Raw genomic sequence first — 23,973 nt, forward strand, 5'->3', positions numbered from 1 at the left:
CGCGGTGACGCGCTTCTTGGCGACTGATAACGGTGCCGGGCCACTCCGGGACCTGGGTGATCGGCTTGGTAGCGCCGGCGGGCGGGACGCTCCCGCCCGCCGGCGACCGGGGTCAGGTGACAGTGATGGTGAGGTTGAGCGAGCGGGTCTCCCCGCTGGTGTAGGTGACCGTCACCCGGGCGGTGTAGGTCCCCTTGCGGGGGTAGCTGTGCGCCGTCGACCGTAGCGTCGCCCCGTGTGTGATAGCGCTGTTGTCGCCGAAGTCCCACGCGTAGTCGGTGATGCTCTGCCCGGACGGCGCCGTCGCCGTGGCGGTGAGCGTGGTGGTCAGCGGCGCGGCGCCGCCGGTCGGGTTGGCGGCAAGGGCCAGCGTCCCGCCCGGCTCCTGTTTGACCCCGGCGCCGTTGAACCGCAGCCAGTCCAGGGCGAGCAGGTCCGGGGTCCCATTGACCTGGGCGGCGTTGACGAACTTCGCGTACAGGGTGGTCGTGCCGGTGGGCTTGTTGGTCAGCGTGACAGTGGGGGAGACCAGGTTGTCCCACCCGCCGGTGGAGCCGATGGCGGCCGTGCCGATCAGCGTGCCGGTGGGCGAGCCGGTGCGCAGTTCGATGGTGCCGCCGAGCCCGCCGTTTGTCACCCCGAGCGTCACCGAGCCGATGTTGCGCAGGTCCGCCGGCCCGAACGCCACCCAGTCGTTGTGGTCGACCTCGCCGAGCCGCTTGCCGGCGCGGGCGGTGGCCCGGTCGTTGACGGTGACGCCGGACTGGGCGCTGAAGTGCTCGGCCTCCTTGCTCTTGGGCTGCAACTGCACGCGGGTCGAGCCGGTCAGCGCCGGTACGCCGCCGGCCGCGCCACCGTCGGTGTACTGCGCGGTGATCAGGGTGTAGAGGTTCTGCCCGGGCCCGTGGCCGTCACCGGCGTCCGCCTCGGTGGCGAGCAGCCCGGAGCAGCCGGTGTAGACGTCCAGCGGGTGGGCGTGCGAGTCGTGGCCGAGCTGCGTCTGCACCGTCACCTTGGCGCAGTCGATGGTGGTCTCCTCCGGGTCGGTGACCGTCACCGTGTACGGGATCTTGTCACCGAAGTCGAAGAACCCGCCGTCGGGCACCGTGATGGTCACCGTCGGTCGGGTGTTGCCGACCACCACGTCGGTGACCGCTGTGGCGGTCAACCCGTTGCCGCTGTTGCGTACCGTCAGCCGGGCGGTGTGCTTCCCGGCCGTCGAGTAGGTGTGGCTCGGGTTGGCGGCGGTGGAGTCGGTGCTGCCGTCGTTTGTGAAATCCCAGGCGTAGCTGAGCGCCGACCCGTCACCGGCGGACGACCCGGCCGAGGAGAACGTCACAGCGAGCGGCGTACGTCCGGTGTCCGGGGTGGCGGCGATCTTCGCGGTCGGTGGCCGCCCGTTGGCGACGTAGTCGATCCGGTAGATGCCCGCGCCGGCGTTGCTGCCGCCGCGACCGCTGCCGGTGCCCTCGCCGAAGTCGATGACGTAGAGCGAACCGTCCGGGCCGAACTCCGCCTCGAAGGGCTGGATCCAGCTCATGTTGCCGAAGATCCCGTTGATCGACTGGAGGTCACCCACGGCCGTCGGGCCGAAGCGCGCGTTGCTGAAGGTCTGCGCCGTCTTGTGGATCGACAACGTCTTGAACCACCTGCGGGTCAGCTCATAGGTGATCCACTTGCCCTCGAAGTACTCGGGGAACTTCGTGGTGCGGGTGTTGGCCGGGTCGTAGTCGTAGACCGGGCCGCTCATCGGCCCGCCACCGCCGGTGCCCAGCTCGGGGAACTGGGTGGAGGCGGAGTACGCGTACCAGACCAGCGCGGACTTCGCCGCCGGCAGCGTGGTCAGGCCGGTGTTGTTGGGTGAGTTGTTCACCGGTGCGGCGCAGTTGAACTTCGCCCCCGAGGTGTTTGTGGCGAAGTTGTAGTCGTTGAAGGGGATGTTGTTGCCGACGCAGTACGGCCATCCGAAGTTGCCGGCGTTGGTGATCCGGTTGAACTCGACAGTCCCCTCCGGACCACGGTTGGGGTCGGCGGCGCGGGCGTCGGGACCGTAGTCGGCCACCAGCACCGCGTTGGTCTGCGGTTCGATGGTGATCCGGAACGGGTTGCGCATGCCCATCGCGTAGATCTCCGGCCGGGTCCTCGCGGTGCCGGCCGGGAAGAGGTTGCCGCTGGGCACTGTGTACGTACCGTCGGATTGTGGGGTGATCCGCAGGATCTTGCCGCGTAGGTCGTTGGTGTTGCCGGCGGTGCCCTGGGCGTCCCAGGCGGCGCGACCGGCGCGTTCGTCGACCGGGGTGTAGCCGCTGGAGGCGAACGGGTCGGTGTTGTCACCGATCGCCGCGTAGAGCCGTCCGGCCGCGTCCATGGCGAGCGACCCGCCCATGTGCGAGTTGGCCCGGCCCTCACCCCGGTAGGTGGGGACGGTCAGCAGACGTTTCTCCGACGAGAGCGCGACGCTGTTGTTGGCGACGGTGAACCGGGACAGGTTGAGCTGTTTGAGGGTCTTGTCCGACCAGAGCAGGTAGATCCAGCCGTTGCTGGCGAAGTTGCGGTCCAGGGTCATCCCGAGCAGCCCGTCGGACTGGTCGGTCATCGCCGAGGTGTACGCGAAGTCCAGCAGCGTGGTGACCTGGAGGGTGTCGGAGTTGACCACCTTCAGCGCGCCGGTGCGCTGGATGTAGTAGACCTTCCGGTCCGGGCCGACGGCCAGCTCGAAGGGGTCGGCCAGGTTCTCGGTGACCAGCCCCACCCGTTCGAAGTTGCTGGTCTTGGTGGCCGAGCAGTCACCGGCGACCGCGCCGGCCGCCCACTCGATGCCGTAGCGCAGGTGCTCCAGGAAGGTCGGGGTGCTGAACTGGGAGCTGGCGTGCCCGCCGGCGGTGAACCAGGATCGGCCGCCGTCGTAACGCTGACACCAGGAGTACGCGTGGTCGACGCCCTCGTCCAGGCCGTTGATCCCGTCGCGCACCTTGATCTGGGCGAGTGTGTGCACGTTGCCGGTCGGGTTGGTCCGCCAGTTGTACCACTCCTCGCTCTGCTCCCAGAGCTCCGGCAGGTTGCGCGTGGAGGGGTGCGCCCGGTCGAGCACCTTGACCCGGCCGGGGAAGGTGCCGCCGGTGGACGAGAAGTCGGGGTGATAGTCGAAGATCGTGCCGACCAGGCCCTCGTACCAGGGCCAGTCACGTTCGCTGGCCGACGCGGCGTGCAGGCCGGCCCAACCACCGCCGTTGCGGATGAACGTCTGCAACGCGGCCCGCTGGCTGGCGTTGAGCAGGTCACCCGAGGTCGGGAGGCTGTTGGTGTTGTTGAACACGAGAGCGTCGAAGGTGGCGAGGTTGGCGTCGGTGAAGGCCGCAGCGTCGGTGGTGGCGACGACCTCGAAGTTGTGGGCGGCGCCGAGCTGCTGGATCGCGGCGATGCCGGCCGGGATCGAGTCGTGGTAGAAGTTGGTGATCTTGGAGAAGACCAGCACCCGGAAGCGCGGGGCGGCCTCGGCGGGCAGGGCGGTGGTGGTGCTCACCACTGTGGCGATGGCGAGCAGGATCAGGCAGAACGCACGGAGGTGTCGGGGCATGGGGGCGCTCCCTGTCGGACGGTGAGGGGTCGGAAAGCGCTTTCTCGCTGCCCGCATCACGGTACTGACAGCCAGTGACGACCGTCAATAGCCTCCTGGTAAGCGGTTTCCCGCCCCGGCGGCGTCCGCCCGTCGGTGGGCCCCGCAGCCCCACGGGTACGGCTTAAGATGTCCTCTGGATACGCCCGGTGACTCTATGGATGCGGCGTGTTCTATCGACCTGGGGAGGTCTCGTGACGGTGCCGTCCACATCGGAATTGCCCGAGGGTCGCGGTGCCGACCGGATCGACACCACGACTGTCCATCCGGCTCGCCGCTACAACTACTGGCTCGGCGGCAAGGACAACTTCGCCGTCGACCGGGAGTCTGGCGACCAGATCGCGGCCGTCTACCCAGGGGTACGCACGCTCGCCCGGGAAAACCGGGCCTTCCTCGGCCGCGCGGTCCGGTTCCTCGCCGAAGAGGCCGGCGTCCGGCAGTTCCTCGACATCGGCACCGGCATCCCGAGCGCCGACAACACCCACGAGGTGGCCCAGTCCGTCGCCCCCGACTCCCGGGTGGTCTACGTCGACAACGACCCGATGGTGCTGGTCCACGCCCGGGCACTGCTGACCAGCGACCCGGCCGGCGCCACCGCCTACCTCGACGCCGACCTGCGCGACCCGGAGAAGATCCTCGCCGACCCGCAGCTGCACGCCACAGTGGACCTGTCCCGACCGGTGGCTTTGGTGCTCATCGCCGTGACGCACTTCCTCACCGACGACGACCGCCCACACGAGCAGGTCGCCCGCCTGCTCGACGCGCTGCCGTCGGGCAGCTGGCTGGCGCTTACCCACTTCACCACCGACCACATCCCCGCCGAGATCGTCAGGCGGATGGAGGCCGAGTTCGCCGCCGGCCGGATGAAGCAGGACGCCGTACCCCGCGACCGCGCCGAGTTCGCCCGCTTCTTCACCGGTCTGGAACTGGCCGAACCGGGCATCGCCCCGGTCACCGAGTGGCGGCCGCAGGTGCCACCGGAGCGGCGTCCGCCTCTGGCCGACGCCTCCATCTACGGCGCAGTGGCCCGCAAGCCCTAACCCAGTCGGTGTCGGCGATACTCCGGCTCCACCTGGCCGAACGCTAGTCCGTTCTCGTCCAACGCGTTGTACAGAGTCAACCAGCCGTCCGGAAAGCAAAGGCCAACAGCGACGGAACCGTCCGCCAGGTCCCCGCCGGCCCATTCGAGAAGCTCGACCGCCTCCAGCCGCTGCCCGCGCCGGGCAGCCAGCACTGCGGGAACGTCATCCCGCCAGGCCAATCGGAAGTCGTCCGACGTCGGCCACGCCGGTGGGCGGGTCACATCGATCGAGTTCCAGGTGATCGACAGGTCATCGAACTTCTGGTGATTGACCTCCAGGCGCTCCCCGGCGAAGTCGAGCACCACCGGGCAGTCGGCGAACCACTCGTCGTGTGCGGTGTCCCACACGACCCACGGACCCGTCAGCGTTCGGCCGACAAGCCTGGCCAGGCGTCCTCCGTGATGCTTCGCGACGCTGTCTTCCCCGTTCAACCAACGCGGTTGATATCCGTCGATCCCGAAGTCGAACACCGGCCAAGTATCCCGGCCTGAACGCCCCCCGCAGCAGGTCGGGGAAATCCGGGGCTCTCGTCACACTGACTGTCTAACACCGCGTCCCGGCATTCGGACAACGGGTTTCGCCGCCGCCAGCGCATCGGGCGTCGGGGCGCGGGCCGGGCCCATGCCGGTCAGGCATACGGCTTCGGGTCGAAGCTGATGCCGCCCCGTTCGGCCATCCGGAGCACCCGATTGCCGTAACGCGGGGGTTGGCGCAGGTAGAGGGTGTAGCCCGTCGCCTGGAACCTCAGGTCCAGGTCGCGCCCTTCCAGGTGCCAGCAGGGTTCCCCCGAGCGTGAACGGGCCTCCTGGCGCAGGTCTTTCAACTCGAACGGCAGGCAGATGGAGTGCAAGCTGCCGACGATGTCCCACACGTTGTGGAAGGTCAGCGTGGCCGGCGCGACCCAGAAGTGAACTTGCCGCATCGGCCCCGGATCGACTCGGCGCACGATGTAGTCGAGGTCGAGATGCAGCGCCAAGGCCGACGGTGCGGTCGGATCGAGGTCGTCGTCCTCCCGATAGTCCACTGTCGGATCTTCTGTCGGACCCTCGTCGTCGGTGACGGCGAGCGCGTGAATTCGGCAGTAGTCCCACGGCGTCTCCACCAGGTCCTGATCCGTCAAGGTGGCCTTCCGGAGACCGGACTCACTGTGCGCATCCGTCGTCATGAAACGATTATCGCCAGCCGCGTCGACAGCGCCAGATGTCATTCTGCGCGTGCGGGCTCCGCCGGTCGGGTGAAGAAACGGACGATGTCTTGCGCCGCGGTGGGGGAGAGCATCATCGCCTGGACTCGTGCGGACATCTCGGCGATCGGCTGAATCCTGTTGAACATCGACTCTTCGTACGTCCGAATCGCCGCATTCGGGTCGGCGGGGTTGGCGACGAGCTGGCTGGCGAGTTCTGCGGCGTCGAGCATGGCCTGGTTCGCGCCCTCGCCGACCGGTGGCATGAGGTGCGCGGCGTCGCCGATGAGTGTGACGCCCGGCCGGCTGGTCCATCGCGTACCGATGGGCATCGCCTCGATCAGGCGTGGCGTCGGCGCGCTCTCGGCGGCCTCGATGAGTGCGGTGAGGCGGGGGTTCCAGCCAGCGAACAGGTCCAGCAGTGCGCGCTTACTGCGGTACGTATCCAGGGGCCGGTCCTCCGCGCGCAGCGAGATCCCGACCCGGAGGCTGCCGTCGCCGAGACGTTGCGCTGCCAGGATCTGGTTCACCCCGACGCACCACAGGTTCCCGGGGCCGACCAGCTCGGCGAGATCGGGATGACGCCGGTCGACGTCGTCGACGCTCAGCTCCACGAGCGTGGCCACGTAGGACAGTTCGACGTCGGTCAGCAGTGACCGGACGATCGAGCGCGCGCCGTCCGCGCCGATGAGGATGTCGCAGCTGGTCCGGTGACCGTCGTGGAACGTCAGTTCCCAGCCCTCGTCGGGTCGGGGGGTCGCCGCGACAAGCCGGTGCTGCCAGGCGACCGTGTCGCCGGGGAGGGAGTCGAGCAGCAGATCACGCAGTGCGCTCCGGTCGATCTCGGGACGTCCGGAGAATGAGCCGGGTTGTGGCTCGTGGTGCACCAGGGTGCGTCCGGTCGGGTCGAGGATGCGATGTTCCTCGCCGTCGGGCCGCGCCTCCGAACGGAACCGGCCGGCGAGGCCCGCCTCGGCCAGGGCCAATTGCCCGGACTCCGGGTGCAGATCGAGGGCGCCGCCCTGGGGCCGCGCCGATCGGCTTGCTTCCCGGTCGTACACCATCGAGTCGATGCCGTGTCGGTGCAGGATCCGAGCCAGCGTCAACCCGCCGAGTCCACCACCGGCGATCGCAATTCGCGTTCTCACGGCGCTACCGTACACTGTATTGGTGGATACACCGTACGGTAACGAGCCCCTGCCCGTTTGGGAGCGGCCCGAGCCTCAGCCGCGGGCAGTGCCGGTGCCGTTGAGCCGCGAGAAGATCGCCGCTACGGCGATCCGGCTTGCCGACGCGCACGGCCTCGACGGGCTGTCACTGCGCAAGATCGCCAAAGAGCTCGGTGTCGGTCCGATGCGGCTCTACGACTACGTCATCAACAAGTCGGAGCTCCTCGATCTCATGGTCGACGTCGTCTATGCCCGGATCGCCGAGGTGGGCCAGCGCTCCGGGTGGCGCGACACGGTGCTGGCCGTCGCCCACGCGACCCGCGCTGCCGCCCTTGACCACGAATGGTTCTCCGACGTGCTCGGCGGACGGCCACACCTGGGACCACACGCGCTCGCCGTGGGCGAAACGACCGCCGCGGCGCTCAGTGCGGCCCCCGGCGTGCGTGACATCGACGATCTCCAGCGAGCCGTGGGCGCCCTCAACGCCTTCATCATCGGATCGGTCCGCAGAGAGGTCACCGAACGACGCACCGCACGCTCCACCGGCACCGACGAAGCCGCCTTCCAGGCCAGCCTCGGCCCCTACCTCACACGTATGTTGGCAACCGGCAGGTATCCCACAGTGGCCCGGCTCGTCATCGACGGCGCCCACCTCAACGCCGAGGAGACCTTCCACCACAACCTGACCACCATCCTGGACGGCATCACGCGCCGACGCCCAACGTGACCGCCGAGGTATAGCCGTCTCCACCAACCTGACCCGCTCGACTGGCCGTACCCAGACAACGGCGACGCGAGCCCAGACAGGAGCCCACGAGTGGACGTCAGCCTGGCGACGAGCGCCGGCAGGGCCGATCGGCCGAACGAGGACTTCGTCGGTGCGGTTCCCGGCGCTGTCGTCCTGCTCGACGGCGCCGGCATTCCGGGAGCCGAATCCCTCTGCCTTCACGGCGTCGCCTGGTACACGCACCGCCTCGGCGGCGCGCTGCTCGGCCACCTGTCGCGCGGCGACGGGCGAGAGCTCGCCGCGATCCTCGCCACCGCCATCGGCGAGATCGCCGCCGAGCACGGCGACACCTGCGACATCGCGGACCCGAGCAGCCCGCAGGCCACCGTCGCGATGGTCCGCGCCCACCACTACCGCTTGGACTGGCTCCTGCTCGCGGACTCCTTCCTCGTCATCGACCAGGTCGACGCCGGCCCGCTGGTGATCACCGATGAGCGCGAGATGACTGCCCGGCGGGAATGCGCGGCGCCGCTGACCGGCATCGCCCAGGGAACACCGGAGTACGACCGGGTGCGAGCCTCCTGCGTCACCGCGCTGCGTGCCCGCCGGAACCAACCGGGCGGCTACTGGATCGCCAAGGATGACCCGCGCGCGGCGCGGGAAGCGGTGACCGGCAACCGGTCCCTCGCCGACCTGAACGGTGTCGCGTTGCTCAGCAACGGTGCCAGCCGCATCGTCAGCCCGTACGGTCTGACGGACTGGCCGGGCGTGCTGGACCTGCTTCGGGCCAGCGGGCCGGCCGGTGTCATCGCCCGCGTCCGGCAGGCCGAGGAGCGGACCACCGGTGGCGCGGATGCGCACAGCCCGGATGACGCCACAGTGGCCCACTGCACGCACCTGCCGTGGTGAGCACCTGCCCGTGCCGCGAGAGGGTGCTCGGCTTCAGGCGTGAGACGGGGGAGCTGCGACGGGGGCTCGGTCGTCCGACCCCTCCGGCATGGTGATCGGCGCCGCGATGATCCGGCTGGGCACCACCGGTGCGTCCCGGCCGGTGCCCCGCCGGCTGCCGCCGCCGGAGGATTCCTCGTGGTAGTCCTGCTCCACGTTGACCGACCAGACGTCGTGAGAACTCCCGGTGGCGATGTTCTCGGCGGTCAGCATCGCGGTCAGCATTGAATGGTCCTGGTTGTTGTAGCGGTGCATGCCGTTGCGGCCCACCGGGTGCACGTTCGGCACCGCCTCGCTCAGCCAGGCTCGGATCACGTCCACGTTGTGCTGGTAGCGCTCGTCGTACACCGGGTAGGCCTTGGGCATCCGCACGACGTAGCCGGCCTCCACCACGCCGGGCCGCACCAACCCCAACCGCTCCAGCTCCGCGGTGGCGAGGGCCACGAGGTCGGCATCCGTGGTACGCCACATCTCGTCGTCCTCGAACACGAAGTACTCCAGGCCCAGGCAGGTGCGGCCGTCCTTGACGAGGTACGGCGACCAGGAGCCGAAGTTCTGGATCCGGCCCACCCGTACCCCCGGGTCGTGCACGTAGATCCAGTTGTCCGGGAACGAGAACTCCGCCGGCACGACCAGGGCGACCGTCAGGAAGTCGCGGTAGCGCAGGTCGGCCGCGCAGGCCAGCACCTCCGGCGGCGCCGGCGGGTGCAGCGCGGTCACCAGCTCCGAGATCGGCATGGACGAGATCACGTGGTCGGCAGCTTCGGTACGCTGCCCGCCCGCGCCGTTGACCGTCACGCTGATCGCCCGACGGCGGGCCGGGTCACGGTGTACGGCGGTGACCCAACTGCCGGTGGACAGTTGCCCGCCCCGCTCGCGGACCTGCTCGGCGCAGCGCTCCCACATCATCCCGGGCCCGTACTTCGGGTACTGGAACTCCTCGATCAGGCTCGTCACGTCGGTGCGTCGACGCCGGGGCACCAGCGCGTTGCGGATCGCCGTGGCCAGCGACAGGTTCTTGATCCGCTGCGCCGCCCAGTCGGCCTGCAACCGGTCCGCCGGCATACCCCAGACCTTCTCGGTGTACGTCTTGAAGAAGATCGAGTACAGCCGCCAGCCGAACCGGGCCGACACCCAGCCCTCGAAGTGTGACTGGTCTCGTGGCGGCCGCAGCCGGGCGCGGGCGTACGAGCCGAGGCAGCGGACGGCCTCCGGCAGACCCAGGTTGCGCAGCGCGTTCACGGCGCTCAGCGGATAGTTGAACAGGGCGCCCCGGTAGAAGATGCGGCTCATCCGGGGCCGGGTCAGGAAGTCCTCGTCCGGCAGGATCTCGTGCCAGAACGCCTCCACCCGGGGCACCTTGGTGAAGAACCGGTGCCCGCCGATGTCGAACCGCCACCCGTCGCGCTCCACTGTCCGACTGATCCCGCCGACCACCTCGTCGGCCTCGAACACCTGCACCGACCGGCCGTGCCGGAGCAACTCGTACGCCGCGGTGAGCCCGGCCGGCCCCGCACCGATGACCACAGTGCCGTTCTGCTCGCTCATGCTGACGCGCTCCCTGCTCACCGCCATGATTGAGACGCGGCGTCCACCCGCTATGGGCAGAATGTCACACTTGGTGATAGCTGGTCCTCGCTTCGGCGGGGCGCGATGCGGCGTACCACGAGAAGAGCGACTCCCCCGCGCGGCCGGCGGACCGGGGGAGCGGGGAAGCGGGGCGGATGGACCGGTGGCGCAGCGGCGCGGCGACGCTGGCCGCCCGGACGGTCGCGGCCGGCCGCCGCGGAGCGCACCTGGCCCGCCGGGTGCCGGCGCCCTGGCCGTACGTCATCGGCCTGTTCCTCGGCGCGAAGCTGCTGCTCACACTGCTCGGCCTCCTGGTCCTGCACGCCTGGGACGGCGTCCCCGGGGCCCCGCCGCCGGACGAGGCGTTGATGTGGGCGCAGCAGCTGGAGATCTCCGGGCACCGGTGGATCTCCTTCTGGTTCGCCTGGGACTCGCTGCTCTACCTGCGGCTGAGCGAGCTGCCCCTGAGCGGGCCGTGGCGAGACTTCGGATTCCCGCTGCTGTACCCGTTCCTGGCCCGGCCCCTCGGCGCGGTGCTCGGCGGCGACAACGCACTGGCTCTGCTGGTGATCAGCAACGTCGCGTTCCTGCTGGCGCTCTGGTACGGCTACCGGCTGGCGGAGCTGCTGCTCGGCGACGAGTACGCGGCCCGCCGGTTCACCCGGTACCTGGTGCTGCTGCCGACCGCGTTCCTGTTCCAGGCCGCGCTCACCGAGTCGCTCTTCGTCTGCCTCGCGCTGGCCGCCTTCTACTACGCCGAGCGACACCGGTGGCTTCTGGTCGGCGTGATCGGCTACTTCCTGGCGATGAGCCGCTCCGTCGGCCTGCTCGTGGCGCTGCCGCTGGCCCTGGTGCTGCTCCGGCAGCACGACTGGCGGCTCGGGCCGCGCGCCCTGCTCGGCTACCTGCGGATCGGCTGGCCGTTGCTGCTGCTCCCCGCCGGGTGGTTCACCTTCATGGCGTACTGCCGGTGGCGGGGCGGGGACTGGTTCGCCTACCAGCACGCCCAGGAGACCGGATGGGGCATCGAGGTGCAGAACCCCGTTCCGGTGCTGCTCGACGGGTTGACCGGGGAGCCGCGCGACGCGGCTAGGGCGTGGTTCGCCGTGGCCGTCCTCGCCGTGCTGGTCGCCGGGTTCCGTCGCCGGGAGTTGGCCTACCTGGTGTACGGCGTCCTCATGGTGCTGGTGCCGCTGTCGATGGGCCCGCCGGTGTACAAGAGCCTGCTGCGCTATCTGCTCGCCGCCTTCCCGGTGGCGCTGGTGCTGGCCCGCTGGGCCCGCCACGCCGGCGTCGACGTGTGGCTGACCGCGGCGCTCGCCCTGGTGCAGGGCGTGCTGTTCGTGCTCTGGCTCACCTACTGGACCCACATGATCATCTGATTGACGCTGCCTCCGGCCGGGCAAGATGGACGCGATGACCGAGCCACGGGTACGCCTCGACAACCTGGGCGCCTGGCTGATCAAGGGCAACGCGGACCTGGTCGACCTCGCCGCCCGATTCGCCCGGAAGCCACTGGTGACGAGCTGGTGCGTGCGTCCCGGCTACCGGGCGCGGTTGATGTGCGCCGGGCAGCCGGTGGTCTTCTGGGCCAGCGGCAGCCGGGGCCGACTGCCGTACGGGGTGTGGGGCGTCGGGCGGGTCACCGGGGCGGCCGAGCCAGGCGCACCGGGGCAACAGTGGTCGGTGCCGCTGGATCTGCCCATCCTCGCCGAACGGGACCGGGTGCCCCGGCTGCTGTTGCGCGCCGATGACCGGCTCGCCGCCCTGGAGGTGTTCCGTCAGCCGCAGGCCGCCAACCCCTCCTACCTGACCGTGGCCCAGTTCGCCGCGCTGCGGACCCACCTGCCGGAGTGAGCGGCCCCGGGCCGTGACCGACCTGCGGCCCTGTGCGAGTCTGCTACCCGTCGTTGCCAACGCACCTTCGGGGAGGCCCGGTGTTCGCCCTGCCGCTGACCGAGGACGTCGAGCTGCGCCCGTTGAACCCGTGGCGGGCCGAGGAGTTCCTCGCCCACCTCGATCGGGCCCGCGAGCACATCCAGCCCTGGGTGTCGCCGTCCTTCGTCGCCACCGATCTGCCGTCGGCCCGTGCGGTGTTGCAGCGGTACGCCGACCTCTGGGCCAGCGACAACGGTGGCATCTGGGGGCTGTGGTGGCGGGGCACGCTCGTCGGCGGGGTCATGTTCGTGTCGTTCGACGTGACCCGGGGCGTCTGCGAGGTCGGTTGCTGGGTGGAGCCGGCGGCGCAGGGCAGGGGCCTGGTCGCCCCGGCGGTGCGCCGAATCGTCGACTGGGCGGTGCGCGAGCGCGGCATCCAGCGGGTGGAGTGGCGTACCAACGCCGACAACACCCGCAGCAAGGCCCTCGCCGACCGGCTCGGCCTGCGCCTCGACGGCACGCTGCGCCAGGTCAGCCCGGGTCCGCACGGCCGGATCGACCTCGAGGTCTGGTCGGTGCTGGCCGACGAGTGGTCCGCCCGCCACGCACCGTCCACTGACGACAGCGAATAGTTGTCATACCCGCGCGGCACCATGCATCCATGGCCGTCCCCGCGCTCACCCCTCATTCCGACCCGCCGCGTTCCGTGCCGCTGCGTGAGGCGCGCACCCGGTTCAGCCAGCTCGTCGCGCTGGCCGAGCTGACCGACGCGGTCACCGTCGTCACCCGCGACGGCGATCCCCGCCCGGTCGCCGCGATCGTCCCCGCCGCAGCCGCCCGCAGCGGCGCCCAGGCCCGCGCCGACGCCGACCGGCTTGCGACGGTCACCGCCGGCTGGGCCCGCCGCCTCGAGGAGCAGCACCGACGCAGCACACAGCGGCACGCCGCCGAGCTTGGCGCGGTCCGCGCGGCGCTGGCCGAGGTGTGGGCCGAGCTGGACAGCCGGGTCGTCCCGGGCAGCGACCCGATGCTGGCCCGGCTGCGTGCCGCACACGCCGACCTGCTCGCCGGCTGACTCGCCTCCGCTGCGGGCCGGCGGTCGTCGGGTCAGCCGGTGGCCGGGTACGCGTGGGTCTCGGTTGCCTTGACCGCCACCCAGACCCGCTGGCCGGGGATCAGCCGCAGCTGGGCGGCGGCGGCCGGCGTGACGTCGGCGGCCACCCCGATCGGCCCGTCCAGTTGCACCCGTACGTTGTCACCGTGGCGCTGGACGCCGGCCACCGTGCCCGCCCAGGTGTTCCGGGGGCTGCCCTCCGGTTGGGCCGGGTGCAGAGCCACCGCGGCCGGACGGAACGCCACGAACGCCTCGCCGTCCAACCGGTCGGCGACAGTGAGGGTCAGCTCCGGCGACACCTGCACCCCGTGCCCGTCGGCGCGACCCCGGTACAGGTTCAACCCGACCAGCCGGGCGACGTAGTCGGTGCGCGGGCGGGCGGTGACGCTCGGCCCGTCGCCCTCCTGCACCACCCGGCCACCCTCGACGATGACCAGTCGGTCGGCCAACGCCAGCGCGTCCAGCGGATCGTGGGTGACCAGCACCGTCGCGCCCGCGTGCGCCGACAGGTGCCGGTGCAGCTCCGCGCGGGTGTCCAGCCGGGTGCGGGCGTCCAGCGCGGCGAGCGGCTCGTCCAACAACAGCAGCGACGGTGCCACTGCCAGCGCGCGGGCCAGCGCCACCCGCTGCGCCTGGCCGCCGGAGAGCTGCCGAGGCCGGCGCTGCGCCTGCGCGTCGAGCCCCACCCGGCCCAGCCACTCCCGGGCCGTGGCGCGGGCGGCCCGCCGCTCGACGCCGTGCCGGCGCGGCCCGAAGGCGACGTTGTCCAACGCGCTGAGGTGTGGAAACAGCAGGTAGTCCTGGAAGACCACGCCGATCGACCGGCGTTCGGTGGGCACCCAGCCCCCGGTCGCCGGGCGGTCCAGGTCGACGCCGTCGAGGGTGACGTGCCCGTCGGTGAGGGGATGCAGCCCGGCCAGCGCCCGCAGCGCGGTGGTCTTGCCGGCGCCGTTCGGGCCGAGCAGCGCCACCACCTCGCCCGGCGCGACCCGCAGCGGCACGTCGAGCCGAAAGACGCCCCGGTCGACGACGAGCCGCGCGTCGAGAAGTCGCTTGCTCATGCGGTGGTCATCCAGCGGTCCCGCAACGCCACCAGGATGCCCACCGACACGACGAGCAGCACCAGGCTGAGCACGATCGCGGACTCCAGGTCCGTCTCCAACGCCAGGTAGACGGCGAGCGGCATGGTCTGCGTCCGGCCGGGGTAGTTGCCGGCGAAGGTGATGGTGGCACCGAACTCGCCGAGCGCCCGCGCCCAGCACAGCACCGCCCCGGCGGCCAGACCGGGCGCCACCAGCGGCAGCGTGACGTGGGTGAAGGTGGTCCACCGGCTGGCGCCCAACGTCGCGGCGGCCTCCTCGAAGCGGTGGTCGGCGGCGCGTAGCGCACCCTCCACGGCGATCACCAGGAACGGCATGGCGACGAACGCCTCGGCCAGCACGACACCAGTGGTCGTGAAGGGCAGGGTGATGCCGAACGTGCTGTCGAGCCAGCCGCCGAGCAGGCCACGCCGGCCGAAGACCAGCAACAGCGCCACCCCGCCGACGACCGGCGGCAGCACCAGCGGCACGGTGACCAGCGCGCGTACCATCCGACGGCCGGGAAACTCGACCCGGGCCAGCACCCAGGCGAGCGGCACCCCGAGCAACAGGCAGAGCGTGGTGGCCAGGGTGGCGGTCTGCACCGACAGCCGCAGGGCGGTCAACGCGCCCGGCTCGGTGAGCCGCTCCGGCAGGGTCGTCCACGGTGCCCGGATCAGCAGCCCCGCCAACGGCAGGACGAGGAACAACAACCCCAGCCCGGCGGGGATCAGCAGCGCCGCCGGCACCCGCCCTCGCCGTCGAGGCGTGGCCGGGCGTCCGCGGCGTGTGTGGTGGTCGTGGACCTGCCTCACGGAGCCTGGAACCCCGCCTCGGCGAGGACCGCCTGCGCCGGCGCCGAGCGGACGTACGCGACGAAGGCCCGTGCGCCGTTCGGATTCGGCGCGTCCCTCAACGCGACGATCGGGTAGTCGTTTACCGCCCGCGCCGACTCGGGAAACTCCACGCCGGTCACGTCGGCGCTCGCCGCCCGCGTGTCAGTGCGGTAGACCAGTGCCGCGTCGACCTCGCCGAGCTTCACCTTGGCGAGCGCACCCTTGACGTCCCGTTCCAGGGTGACAGGCGTCAGCGCGACGCCGGCCGCGTCCAGGGCGGTGCGGGCCGCCGCGCCGCAGGGAACCTGACTGGCGCAGAGCGCCACCTTCACACCCGGGCTGGTCAGATCGGCCAGGCCGGCCACTGCCTTCGGGTTGCCCCGGGGAACCGCGATCACCAGCTGGTTGCGGGCGAAGACGCGCGGCGTGCCGTCGGCGTCGCCGGCCTCGATGACAGTGGTCATGTTCGCTGGGGCTGCCGAGGCGAACACGTCCGCCGGCGCGCCCTGGGTGATCTGGTTGGCCAGGGCGGAGCTGCCGGCGACGTTGAGGGTCACGCGGCTGCCCGGGTTGGCCGCCTCGAAGTCCTTCCCGATGCGGGTGAACGACTCGGTCAGCGAGGCGGCCGCGAACACGGTCACCGGGCCGGTCACCCGCCCGTCCCCACCGCTGCCGGTTGCCCGGCCGTCGCCGGCGCCGCAGCCCGTCACCGCCAGCCCGGCCGCCACCAGGACAGCCACCGCCGTACGCCTGCTCCGCGCGTTCATCCGCGCGACCGTCTCCGCGTTCACCCGCGCGTTCGTCTCCGCCTTCATCTGGCCGACCGTCTCCACGCTCACCCGCGCGTTCGCCTCCGCCTTCATCTGGCCGACCGTCCGCGCGCCGGGGCGGGCGCGGCCCGCTCCACCACGACCGTTGTCGACTTGATCACCGCAACGGCCACCGAACCGACCCGCAGGTCGAGCTCGTCGACGGCCTCCCGGCTCATCAGCGACACGACCCGGAACGGGCCCGCCTGGATGTCGACCTGGGCCATCACCGTGTCCTTACGGACGTCGACGACGATGCCGCGCAACCGGTTGCGGGCCGAGGAGAACTCGGCGCCCGCGTCCGGGTCGGTGGCCTGAGCGCGAGCGAACGCCGCCAGGTCGACGCCGTCGACGACCCGGTGGCCGTGCTCGTCGCGCCCGGCCGTCAGGCGCCCGGCGTCCACCCAGCGGCGAATGGTGTCGGCGCTGACGCCGAGCAGGTCGGCCGCCTCCCCGATCCGGTACGTCGTCACCCGCTCACCCTAACGCCAGCATTTGCGATGGCGAAAGCCCGAGATAGGCAGCAACCGCGTGGACCAGGGGGTTGCAGGGCCAGCAGTTGCGTCTGCCTTCTCGGCCTCACGACGCCTGCGGCTCCCTTGGGTGAGCCCGCAAGATCGCGCTCGAACCAGGAAGTAGTGGTGTCGGCGTATCGGTGAGACCACCGCATCCTTGTTCGAGCACGATCTTGGGCGTTGGGCGTTGGGCGTTGGGCGTTGGGCGTTGGGCGTTGGGCGTTGCACCCGCGCCCTGGATGCCGGCCAGTGGCATGTCCGTGCTCTGAGCCTGGAGATCTTGGACAGTTTCCGTTCCGACGGAACGGAAACTGTCCAAGATCTCGGGAGCGCGGGGCAATGGCGGGGGCGTAGGCGCCCCAAAACTCGATCCCGGTCGGTCGAACGCGGCGATAGCCGTCAATATCCGCTCAATATCAGGGATGTTGCTGTCTCTCGGGCGTCGGAGGCAGCAACATCCGCGAAGTTGCGTAGATCTTGGCGCCGGCGGAGTGCGGGCGCCGGCGGGGTGCGGGCGCGGGCGGGGTGCGGGCGCGGGCGGGGTGCGGGCGCGGGCGGGGTGCGGGCGCGGGCGGGGTGCGGGAAGTGGGGCGGGGTTACGAGGGGGCCTTGTCTGGCAGGTCGTGGGGTGCGGGGCGAGCCGGGTGTGCGGCGGGCGGGCCCGCGTGAGCCCGCCCGCCTCGACGGTCAGCAGTTGCGGAGTTCGGGGGACTGGTTGAGCAGTTGGCCACGGGTCGATACGAAGCGGCGGTAGCGCTCGCTGTCGACGGCCGATGGGCGGAACGCGGCGACGCGGTGGCAGTTCTGGAAGGCCAGGCGTACGCCGAAGTGTCGCTCCAGGCCACCGCGGATGGCGTCGCTCGCCAGTGCGCGGAGCAGTTGACCCCGGTCGGCGTCGGTGGGCGGCGGGACGACGTTGTCGGCCAGGTCGCCGTCGCCGGCCTCCAGGTCGGCGACCACCCGGCTGACGGTGGCCCAGGCGTACGGCAGCGAGTCGCGGACGCAGGCGATGAACGCCTCGTCGTCGATGGGGCCGCGTTCGGCGGCGTCGAGCAGGGCGGGCGGGACGGTGAGTGACATGGTTCTCCTCCGCTTCAGCTAATGATTACCGTTTTCAACAACGGCGTCGACTGAGCAGACCATGTCTCTCGGACGACGTCAACGATCCCCCGGCGCGCCACGCCGCGACCCACAGGCAGAGCACATAAGAACGCGCCAACCCGTGTGAAGGCCAACCCGCTAAGAGCGCGCGGAGGACCCGTTGGGGCGTCAGGGCCGGCGGGGGTGGCCCTTGAGGTGCCGGCCCAGCTCGCGGGCGATCTCCCGGTTGGCGTCGCGCTCGGCCAGCGTCTGCCGCTTGTCGTAGGAGCGCTTGCCCTTGGCGAGGGCCAGTTCGACCTTGGCGTAGCCGTTCTCGAAGTACATCGACAGCGGAACGAGGGTCACCCCGCCCTCGCGGACCTTGTCCAGGATCCGGTCGATCTCGGCGCGGTGCAGCAGCAGCTTGCGGTTGCGCCGCGGGGCGTGGTTGGTCCACGTGCCGTAGGCGTACTCGGCGATGTGCAGGCCGTACAGCACGATCTCGCCGTCGCGCTCGTGCGCGAACGCGTCCACCAGCGAGGCCCGCCCCTCGCGCAGCGACTTGACCTCGGTGCCGACCAGCACGATGCCCGCCTCGTACGTGCGCAGCACCGTGTACTCGTGCTGCGCCTTCTTGTTCGAGGCGATCAACCGGCGGGCGGGTGGCGTGGACGGGGTCACCAGGCGACGATATCCGGCCGTCGGAGCAAGTCGTACCGGCCGGCTCAGTCGCGTGCCGGGCGCGCGGGGCGTAGTCGCGCGGTGAGGTCGCGTACCGCGTCCCCGAACGCCTCCTGCGACTCACACGGCCAGTGCCCGAGGATCGGTGGGGGAACGCTGTCGCTGGGCGCCGGGACCACGTCCTGCGGGTCGGTCAACCGCCGGTCCACGGTCGCCGACGGACCGGTCAGTGTCTCGGCCTCCCCGGGACGGTGGGAGGCGAAGATCCAGCCGCCGATCGGGTCGGTGTCGCGCCACAGGTTGATCCAGCGCCAGCCGACCCGTTCGCCGATCTCCCGCAGCGCCGGCTCGTCGGCGTAGGCCGGGAAGAGCCGGGAGTACAGCCGGCCCAGCGGTGACCCGTAGGTCAGCAGGGCTACCCGCTCGGTGATCCGGGTGGGCAGTTGCAGGACCGTGGCGGCGAGCAGCACCGAGCCGTGGCTGTGTCCGGCCAGCAGCACACCCTGCCCCTGCTCCACCAGGTAGGTGATCCGCTTGGCCAACTCCGGCACGGCCCGCTCGGCGTAGCAGGGCGGCGCGAACGGGTGCGCCGCGCGGGGCCAGAAGGTGCCCAGATCCCAGAGCACTCCCACGTACCGACGGAACTGCGCCGTCCGGTACGCGAAGATGCCGCCCACCACCAGGCCGAGCAGGATCGCGGCGATCACGTAGCTGCCCGACCCGATCAGGAAGTTGACCATGCTCTCCGGCACTCCGAGGTAGCGCTGCGCCACGTCGCCGGGTAGGAGTTGGAGCAGGCCGAGCACGCTGGTGGCCAGGCCGAGCGCCGCCAGGCCGGCGTACACCACGGAGAGCGGTTCCAACCGTTCGGTGAAGCGGGCCCGGGCCACCGCCTGCTCGACCCGCCGCAGCCGGGCCGCCGCGCGCGGCGGCGCGTCCGGGAAGTCGGCGGCCACGATCGCGTGCGCGGCCCGCCGCCGGCCGCGCCGAGTCAGCCTGGTGACCAGGCCGGCCACCAGCAGCGCCGTCACCACCGCCAGGAAAAACCCGAAGATCGCCCATTTGTACGCCAGGGGAGGGCTGGTCTCCAGGCCGTCCGCGGTCGTCCCCTCACGATCGAGCAGGTCCGCCACCCGGTAGACCAGCTCGGCGGAGAACGCCACCGCGAGCCCGGCGGAGATCGTGATGAAGACCGGCGCTCCCAACGCCCGGATGGGTGACCGGCTCTGCCCGCCGCCCCGACGCCAGATCACCAGCACGGCGAGCGCGACCACCAGCACCGTCTGGCTGACGAACAGCCAGGCCACGATCGCGCCGTAACCGGGCAGTGCACCGCCCTGCGGCCACGGCGCCGGGCTGATGACGACGTGCACGATCACCAGCATCGTCAGGCCGCAGGCGATGATGCGCAGCCCGCGGAAGACGCCGTCCACCCGGGGCGACGGGTCGGTGCGGTCGATGCTGGGCACCACGCTGACCAGGACCAGGCAGGCAATCAGCACCGCTCCGGTGGCCGTCAGCAGGATCACCATCACCCACGAGCGGTGCTGGCTGGCGCGCGCGGCCAGCAGGCTTCCGCTCAGCGTGGCGAACGCCGCCGCGACGTGGACCGAGCGCAGCCGACCCACCAGCGGCTCGCCGTCCCACTGGCCGACCGCGCTCAACTGGTGTTTCGATGTCAGCGTCGACGGCGTCCGGAACGCGTCGAACGAATGGCCCGGGCGAGCGCCCAACCACCAGACGAGCCCGATGGCGGCGACCGGCACGAGCGCCAGCACACCCAGGCGCAGCCCGGGCGGGCGCCCGCCGAGCCAGGACAGCCAGCTCCGGCCGGCCAGGCACGACGGGGTGTCCATGCAGCGCCAGGCGATCAGGTCCAGCGCCACCCCGACGATGGAGAGCACGTAGAGCATGGTGAGGGTGAGGGCGAGCACCCGGCACAGCGCCATGAAGCCGCGCGTCGAGACGGTGTTCGCCGGGCGCATCCAGAGCGCCACGTTGCAGAGCATGAACGGCAGCAGGAAGACCAGCGACAGCGTCCGCACGGCAGTGCCGGACGGCAGGTCACTCCAGCGGTACGCCTCCAGCGTCACCCCGTCGGTCCCGGTGGAGTCCGGATAGCCGGGGCGCGGTCGGTAGAAACCTCCGCTGCGGTCCCCGGCGACCTGGTGCACGTACGGCCGGTCCAACACCTGGTCCGCGCCCGCGCCGGAGACACCGTGCACCCGCAGCTCCACGATCCCGCCCGACGTCGTCGGTCCGGTCGGTGTCGCGTCCGCCATGGGCCCCCCGAGGTGTGCGCGGCAACCGGGCGGGTCGTCGATGTCCGGCCACCCGCGCGGCTCCCCGGCTTACCCGTCTGCGGGGCTGTCAACCGTGGGCCGGGGCTCGGCGATGGTGCGGTCGACCCTCGACAGGTGATTTCATGGCGCCATGGCGAACCCGGTGATCCTGACCGTCGACGACGACCCCGTGGTGTCCCGGGCGGTGGCCCGGGACATCCGGCGCCGCTACGGCGACCGCTACCGGGTGTTGCGGGCGTCCTCCGGCCCGGAGGCGCTGGACGCGCTGCGCGAGGTCAAACTGCGCGGCGAACAGGTGGCGCTGCTGCTGGCCGACCACCGGATGCCGGAGATGACCGGTGTCGAGTTCCTGGAAGCGGCAATGGACATCTTCCCGGCCGCCCGCCGGGTGCTGCTCACCGCGTACGCGGACACCGACGCCGCGATCGAGGCCATCAACGTGGTCGACCTGGACCATTACCTGCTCAAGCCCTGGCACCCGCCGGAGGAGAAGCTGTACCCGGTGGTCGACGGGCTGCTGGAGGCGTGGGCGGTCACCCCGGACGCGGCCAGCGCGGAGATCCGGGTCGTCGGGCACCGCTGGTCGGCGCCGTCGTTCAAGGTCCGCGACTTCCTGGCCCGCAACCTGGTGCCGTACCGGTGGCTGTTGTCCGACGATCCGGAGGGCGTCCGGTTGCTCGACGCGGCCGGGGCCACCGAGGCGGATGTGCCGCTGGTGGTGACGCCGGAGGGCAAGGCGTTGGTCGCCCCGAGCGAGGCCGAGTTGGCCGCGCTGGCCGGGTTGACTGTGGTGCCGGCGTGTGACTTCTACGACCTGGTGGTGATCGGCGGCGGGCCCGCCGGTCTCGGTTCGGCGGTGTACGGCGCGTCGGAGGGGCTGCGCACCGTGCTCGTGGAACGACGGGCGACCGGCGGTCAGGCCGGGCAGAGCAGCCGCATCGAGAACTACCTGGGCTTCCCGGACGGGGTTTCCGGCGCGCAGTTGACCGATCGGGCCCGGCGGCAGGCGGTCAAGTTCGGCGCCGAGCTGCTCAGCGCCCGGGAGGTGGTCGGTCTCAGCGAGGCCGGCGGTGCCCGACTGCTGCGCTTCGGCGACGGCACCGAGATCGCCGCGCACACGGTGGTGCTGGCCACCGGCGTGTCGTACCGGGTGCTCGACGCCCCGGGGCTGGCCGACTTCACCGGGCGTGGGGTGTTCTACGGCGCCGCCGCCACCGAGGCGCCGAGCTGCGTCGAGCAGGACGTCTACATCGTCGGCGGGGCGAACTCCGCCGGCCAGGCGGCGGTCCACTTCTCCCGGTACGCGTCGAGGGTGCACCTGCTCATCCGTGGTGCGGACCTGACCGCCTCGATGTCGCGTTACCTGATCGACCAGCTCGAACGGATCGACCGGATCACCGTGCACCCGCACACCGCAGTCGTCGGCGGGGCCGGGGACGGTCACCTGGAACGGCTCACCCTCTGCGACACCCGCACCGGGGAGGCCCGCTCGGTCGACACCTCCTGGCTGTTCATCTTCATCGGGGCGGAGCCCCGCACCGACTGGCTGGACGGGGTGCTGGTCCGCGACGCGCGCGGTTTCATCGTGACCGGTCCGGACCTGCTCGCCGGGGGGCGGCGGCCGGCCGGCTGGTCGCTGTCGCGCGACCCGTACCACCTGGAAACCAGCGTGCCGGGCGTGTTCGCCGCCGGGGACGTGCGGGCCGAGTCGGTCAAGCGGGTCGCCTCGGCCGTCGGCGAGGGTGCGATGGCGGTGTCGCTGGTGCACCGCTACCTGGAGGCCCAATGAGCCGGCTTACGCGAGCGAAGGAGTTCCAGTGAACGCGAGGAGTGAGCCGGTGTTGCGAGCCCCGCAGTCGCGAGCGAAGGAGTCCCTGTGACCACCGAGTCTGACCGGCTGACACCGGCGCAGTTGCGCACTCTGTTCCTGTTCGAGGCGCTCGACGACGGGCAGCTCGACTGGCTGGCCGAGCACGGCCGGGTCGAGCAGCGCGCCGGCGGCACCCTCGTGTACGGCGAGGGTGAGCCCGCCACCTGTTTCTTCGTGCTGGTGCGCGGGGCGGTGGCGTTGAGTCGCCTGGTGCGCGGCGACGACGTCGAGGTCAGCCGGACCGACCAGCGCGGGGTGTACGGCGGGGCGACTCAGGCGTACCTGGGTGACCAGGTCGAGCAGATCTACCGCAACAGCCTGCGGGCGGTGACCGACGCGGAGTTCTTCGTGCTGCCGGCGGAGGACATGGCGTACGCCCTGCGGTCCTGGTTCCCGATGCCCATGCACCTGTTGGAGGGGTTGTTCTTCGGGATGCGGGACAGCCAGGCCATCGTCGGTGAGCGGGAGCGGTTGCTGGCCCTCGGTTCGCTCTCGGCGGGCCTGACCCACGAGCTGAACAATCCGGCCGCGGCGGCGGTGCGGGCCACGTCGGTTCTGCGGGACCGGGTCGCCGGGATGCGGCACAAGCTCGCCATGATCGCCGACGGGCGGCTCGACGGAAGCGCCCTGCACGGCTTGGTCGCGCTGCAGGAGGAGGCGGTCGCCCGGGTGGCCACCGCGCCGAAGTTGACCCCGATGGCCACCGCCGACGCCGAGGACGCCCTGACCGACTGGCTGGAGGACCATGGCGTCGGCGGGGCGTGGGACCTGGCGCCGATCCTGGTCGGCGGTGGGCTCGACGCGGCCTGGCTGGCGCAGGTCAAGGCCGCGGTCGGTGCCGCGGACCTGGAGGCGGCGGTGCGTTGGCTCACCTACACCGTCGACACCGAGCTGCTGATGCGCGAGATCGGCGACGCGGTCACCCGGATCTCCGGGCTGGTGGACGCCGCCAAGCAGTACTCGCAGCTGGACCGCGCGCCGCACCGTGTGGTGGACGTGCACGACCTGCTCGACGCCACGCTGGTGATGTTCAAGGGCAAGATCCCCGCCGAGGTCAAGCTGGTCCGCGAGTACGACAGGGACCTCCCACCGGTCCCGGCGTACGCGGCCGAGCTGAACCAGGTGTGGACCAACCTGATCGACAACGCGTTGGGCGCGATGGGGGAGAAGGGTGTGCTGACCGTCCGCACCGGACGGGTCGGCGACCAACTGACGGTGGAGATCACCGACACCGGGCCGGGCATCCCGCCGGAGGTGCGTCCGCGCATCTTCGAGCCGTTCTTCACCACCAAGCCGGTCGGCGCGGGCACCGGTCTGGGGCTGGACATCTCGTACCGGATCGTGGTGCACAAACACCACGGCGACATCCGGGTGGAGACCGAGCCGGGGCGCACCACCTTCCGGGTCCTCCTACCGATCACCGAGGGCCCACCGGACTGAAGTCCGGCGCGTCCGCCGCGCCGATCTTGCAGTTTCGGTTGTCGAAATGCGTGGGAACGCCCCTTGTGCCGGGA

The 23,973-nt window shown here is 71.1% G+C and carries 21 protein-coding genes; 9 read left to right on the plus strand and 12 right to left on the minus strand.

What is annotated here, in order from left to right; genetic code table 11:
• Window positions 1-112: 112 nt before the first annotated feature.
• On the minus strand, window positions 113-3,577 hold the full coding sequence (locus OG598_RS09055) for a ThuA domain-containing protein (RefSeq protein ID WP_328653987.1): 3,465 nt from the start codon (window positions 3,575-3,577) through the stop codon (window positions 113-115).
• 233 nt (window positions 3,578-3,810) lie between these two features.
• Here OG598_RS09055 and OG598_RS09060 point away from each other — a divergent pair, with 233 nt between their 5' ends.
• Complete coding sequence (locus tag OG598_RS09060) at window positions 3,811-4,656, plus strand: SAM-dependent methyltransferase (RefSeq protein WP_328653988.1); 846 nt, start codon at window positions 3,811-3,813, stop codon at window positions 4,654-4,656.
• On the opposite strand, the gene OG598_RS09065 is transcribed toward OG598_RS09060, so the two are convergent.
• The 3 genes from OG598_RS09065 to OG598_RS09075 form a co-directional block, all read right to left on the minus strand.
• Window positions 4,653-5,168 carry a hypothetical protein gene (locus tag OG598_RS09065; protein WP_328653989.1) on the minus strand — a complete coding sequence of 172 codons (516 nt, stop codon included), beginning with the start codon at window positions 5,166-5,168 and terminating at the stop codon, window positions 4,653-4,655. The two genes, OG598_RS09060 and OG598_RS09065, sit on opposite strands and share 4 nt — an antisense overlap.
• Before the next feature lie 158 nt (window positions 5,169-5,326).
• Complete coding sequence (locus OG598_RS09070) at window positions 5,327-5,863, minus strand: hypothetical protein (RefSeq protein WP_328653990.1); 537 nt, start codon at window positions 5,861-5,863, stop codon at window positions 5,327-5,329.
• A 38-nt stretch (window positions 5,864-5,901) separates the two neighbouring features.
• Window positions 5,902-7,029, minus strand: a complete 1,128-nt coding sequence (locus tag OG598_RS09075) for an FAD-dependent oxidoreductase (RefSeq protein WP_328653991.1) — start codon at window positions 7,027-7,029, stop codon at window positions 5,902-5,904.
• 22 nt (window positions 7,030-7,051) lie between these two features.
• Here OG598_RS09075 and OG598_RS09080 point away from each other — a divergent pair, with 22 nt between their 5' ends.
• Complete coding sequence (locus OG598_RS09080; protein ID WP_328653992.1) at window positions 7,052-7,777, plus strand: TetR/AcrR family transcriptional regulator; 726 nt, start codon at window positions 7,052-7,054, stop codon at window positions 7,775-7,777.
• 90 nt (window positions 7,778-7,867) lie between these two features.
• Window positions 7,868-8,686 (plus strand): hypothetical protein, encoded by an 819-nt coding sequence (locus tag OG598_RS09085; protein ID WP_328653993.1) that lies wholly within the window; start codon window positions 7,868-7,870, stop codon window positions 8,684-8,686.
• 33 nt (window positions 8,687-8,719) lie between these two features.
• Here OG598_RS09085 and OG598_RS09090 read toward each other — a convergent pair whose 3' ends face one another.
• On the minus strand, window positions 8,720-10,273 hold the full coding sequence (locus tag OG598_RS09090) for an NAD(P)/FAD-dependent oxidoreductase (RefSeq protein WP_328653994.1): 1,554 nt from the start codon (window positions 10,271-10,273) through the stop codon (window positions 8,720-8,722).
• A gap of 176 nt (window positions 10,274-10,449) precedes the next feature.
• Here OG598_RS09090 and OG598_RS09095 point away from each other — a divergent pair, with 176 nt between their 5' ends.
• The 4 genes from OG598_RS09095 to OG598_RS09110 all read left to right on the plus strand — a co-directional run bounded on the left by OG598_RS09095 (window position 10,450) and on the right by OG598_RS09110 (window position 13,247).
• Window positions 10,450-11,676: a hypothetical protein gene (locus OG598_RS09095; protein ID WP_328653995.1), complete on the plus strand. Its 1,227-nt coding sequence runs from the start codon at window positions 10,450-10,452 to the stop codon at window positions 11,674-11,676.
• Window positions 11,677-11,710: 34 nt separating this feature from the next.
• Window positions 11,711-12,151: a hypothetical protein gene (locus tag OG598_RS09100; protein ID WP_328653996.1), complete on the plus strand. Its 441-nt coding sequence runs from the start codon at window positions 11,711-11,713 to the stop codon at window positions 12,149-12,151.
• Window positions 12,152-12,231: 80 nt separating this feature from the next.
• On the plus strand, window positions 12,232-12,804 hold the full coding sequence (locus OG598_RS09105; protein WP_328653997.1) for a GNAT family N-acetyltransferase: 573 nt from the start codon (window positions 12,232-12,234) through the stop codon (window positions 12,802-12,804).
• Window positions 12,805-12,833: 29 nt separating this feature from the next.
• Window positions 12,834-13,247, plus strand: coding sequence for a type II toxin-antitoxin system Phd/YefM family antitoxin (locus tag OG598_RS09110; protein WP_328653998.1), 414 nt, complete (start codon window positions 12,834-12,836; stop codon window positions 13,245-13,247).
• A gap of 32 nt (window positions 13,248-13,279) precedes the next feature.
• Here OG598_RS09110 and OG598_RS09115 read toward each other — a convergent pair whose 3' ends face one another.
• The 7 genes from OG598_RS09115 to OG598_RS09145 all read right to left on the minus strand — a co-directional run bounded on the left by OG598_RS09115 (window position 13,280) and on the right by OG598_RS09145 (window position 20,568).
• Window positions 13,280-14,347, minus strand: coding sequence for an ABC transporter ATP-binding protein (locus tag OG598_RS09115; protein WP_328653999.1), 1,068 nt, complete (start codon window positions 14,345-14,347; stop codon window positions 13,280-13,282).
• Window positions 14,344-15,180, minus strand: coding sequence for a molybdate ABC transporter permease subunit (gene modB, locus OG598_RS09120; protein ID WP_328654000.1), 837 nt, complete (start codon window positions 15,178-15,180; stop codon window positions 14,344-14,346). Before modB ends, OG598_RS09115 begins: the two co-directional genes overlap by 4 nt.
• Window positions 15,177-15,968, minus strand: a complete 792-nt coding sequence (gene modA, locus OG598_RS09125; protein WP_328655299.1) for a molybdate ABC transporter substrate-binding protein — start codon at window positions 15,966-15,968, stop codon at window positions 15,177-15,179. Before modA ends, modB begins: the two co-directional genes overlap by 4 nt.
• Window positions 15,969-16,060: 92 nt before the next feature.
• A complete protein-coding gene (locus OG598_RS09130; protein WP_328654001.1) occupies window positions 16,061-16,483 on the minus strand; it encodes a TOBE domain-containing protein in 423 nt (140 codons plus the stop codon).
• A 729-nt stretch (window positions 16,484-17,212) separates the two neighbouring features.
• Window positions 17,213-17,605, minus strand: a complete 393-nt coding sequence (locus OG598_RS09135) for an SCO5389 family protein (RefSeq protein WP_328654002.1) — start codon at window positions 17,603-17,605, stop codon at window positions 17,213-17,215.
• Window positions 17,606-17,794: 189 nt separating this feature from the next.
• Window positions 17,795-18,286, minus strand: coding sequence for an SsrA-binding protein SmpB (gene smpB, locus OG598_RS09140; protein ID WP_328654003.1), 492 nt, complete (start codon window positions 18,284-18,286; stop codon window positions 17,795-17,797).
• A 44-nt stretch (window positions 18,287-18,330) separates the two neighbouring features.
• A complete protein-coding gene (locus OG598_RS09145) occupies window positions 18,331-20,568 on the minus strand; it encodes a hypothetical protein (protein WP_328654004.1) in 2,238 nt (745 codons plus the stop codon).
• Between the two features lie 151 nt (window positions 20,569-20,719).
• Between OG598_RS09145 and OG598_RS09150 the strand changes: the two genes are divergently transcribed.
• Both OG598_RS09150 and OG598_RS09155 read left to right on the plus strand, forming a co-directional pair.
• Window positions 20,720-22,378 (plus strand): FAD-dependent oxidoreductase, encoded by a 1,659-nt coding sequence (locus tag OG598_RS09150; RefSeq protein WP_328654005.1) that lies wholly within the window; start codon window positions 20,720-20,722, stop codon window positions 22,376-22,378.
• Between the two features lie 87 nt (window positions 22,379-22,465).
• Complete coding sequence (locus OG598_RS09155; protein ID WP_328654006.1) at window positions 22,466-23,899, plus strand: ATP-binding protein; 1,434 nt, start codon at window positions 22,466-22,468, stop codon at window positions 23,897-23,899.
• Window positions 23,900-23,973 lie beyond the last annotated feature (74 nt).

The sequence above is a fragment of the Micromonospora sp. NBC_00330 genome, from assembly GCF_036136635.1.
Classification (GTDB): domain Bacteria; phylum Actinomycetota; class Actinomycetes; order Mycobacteriales; family Micromonosporaceae; genus Micromonospora; species Micromonospora salmantinae.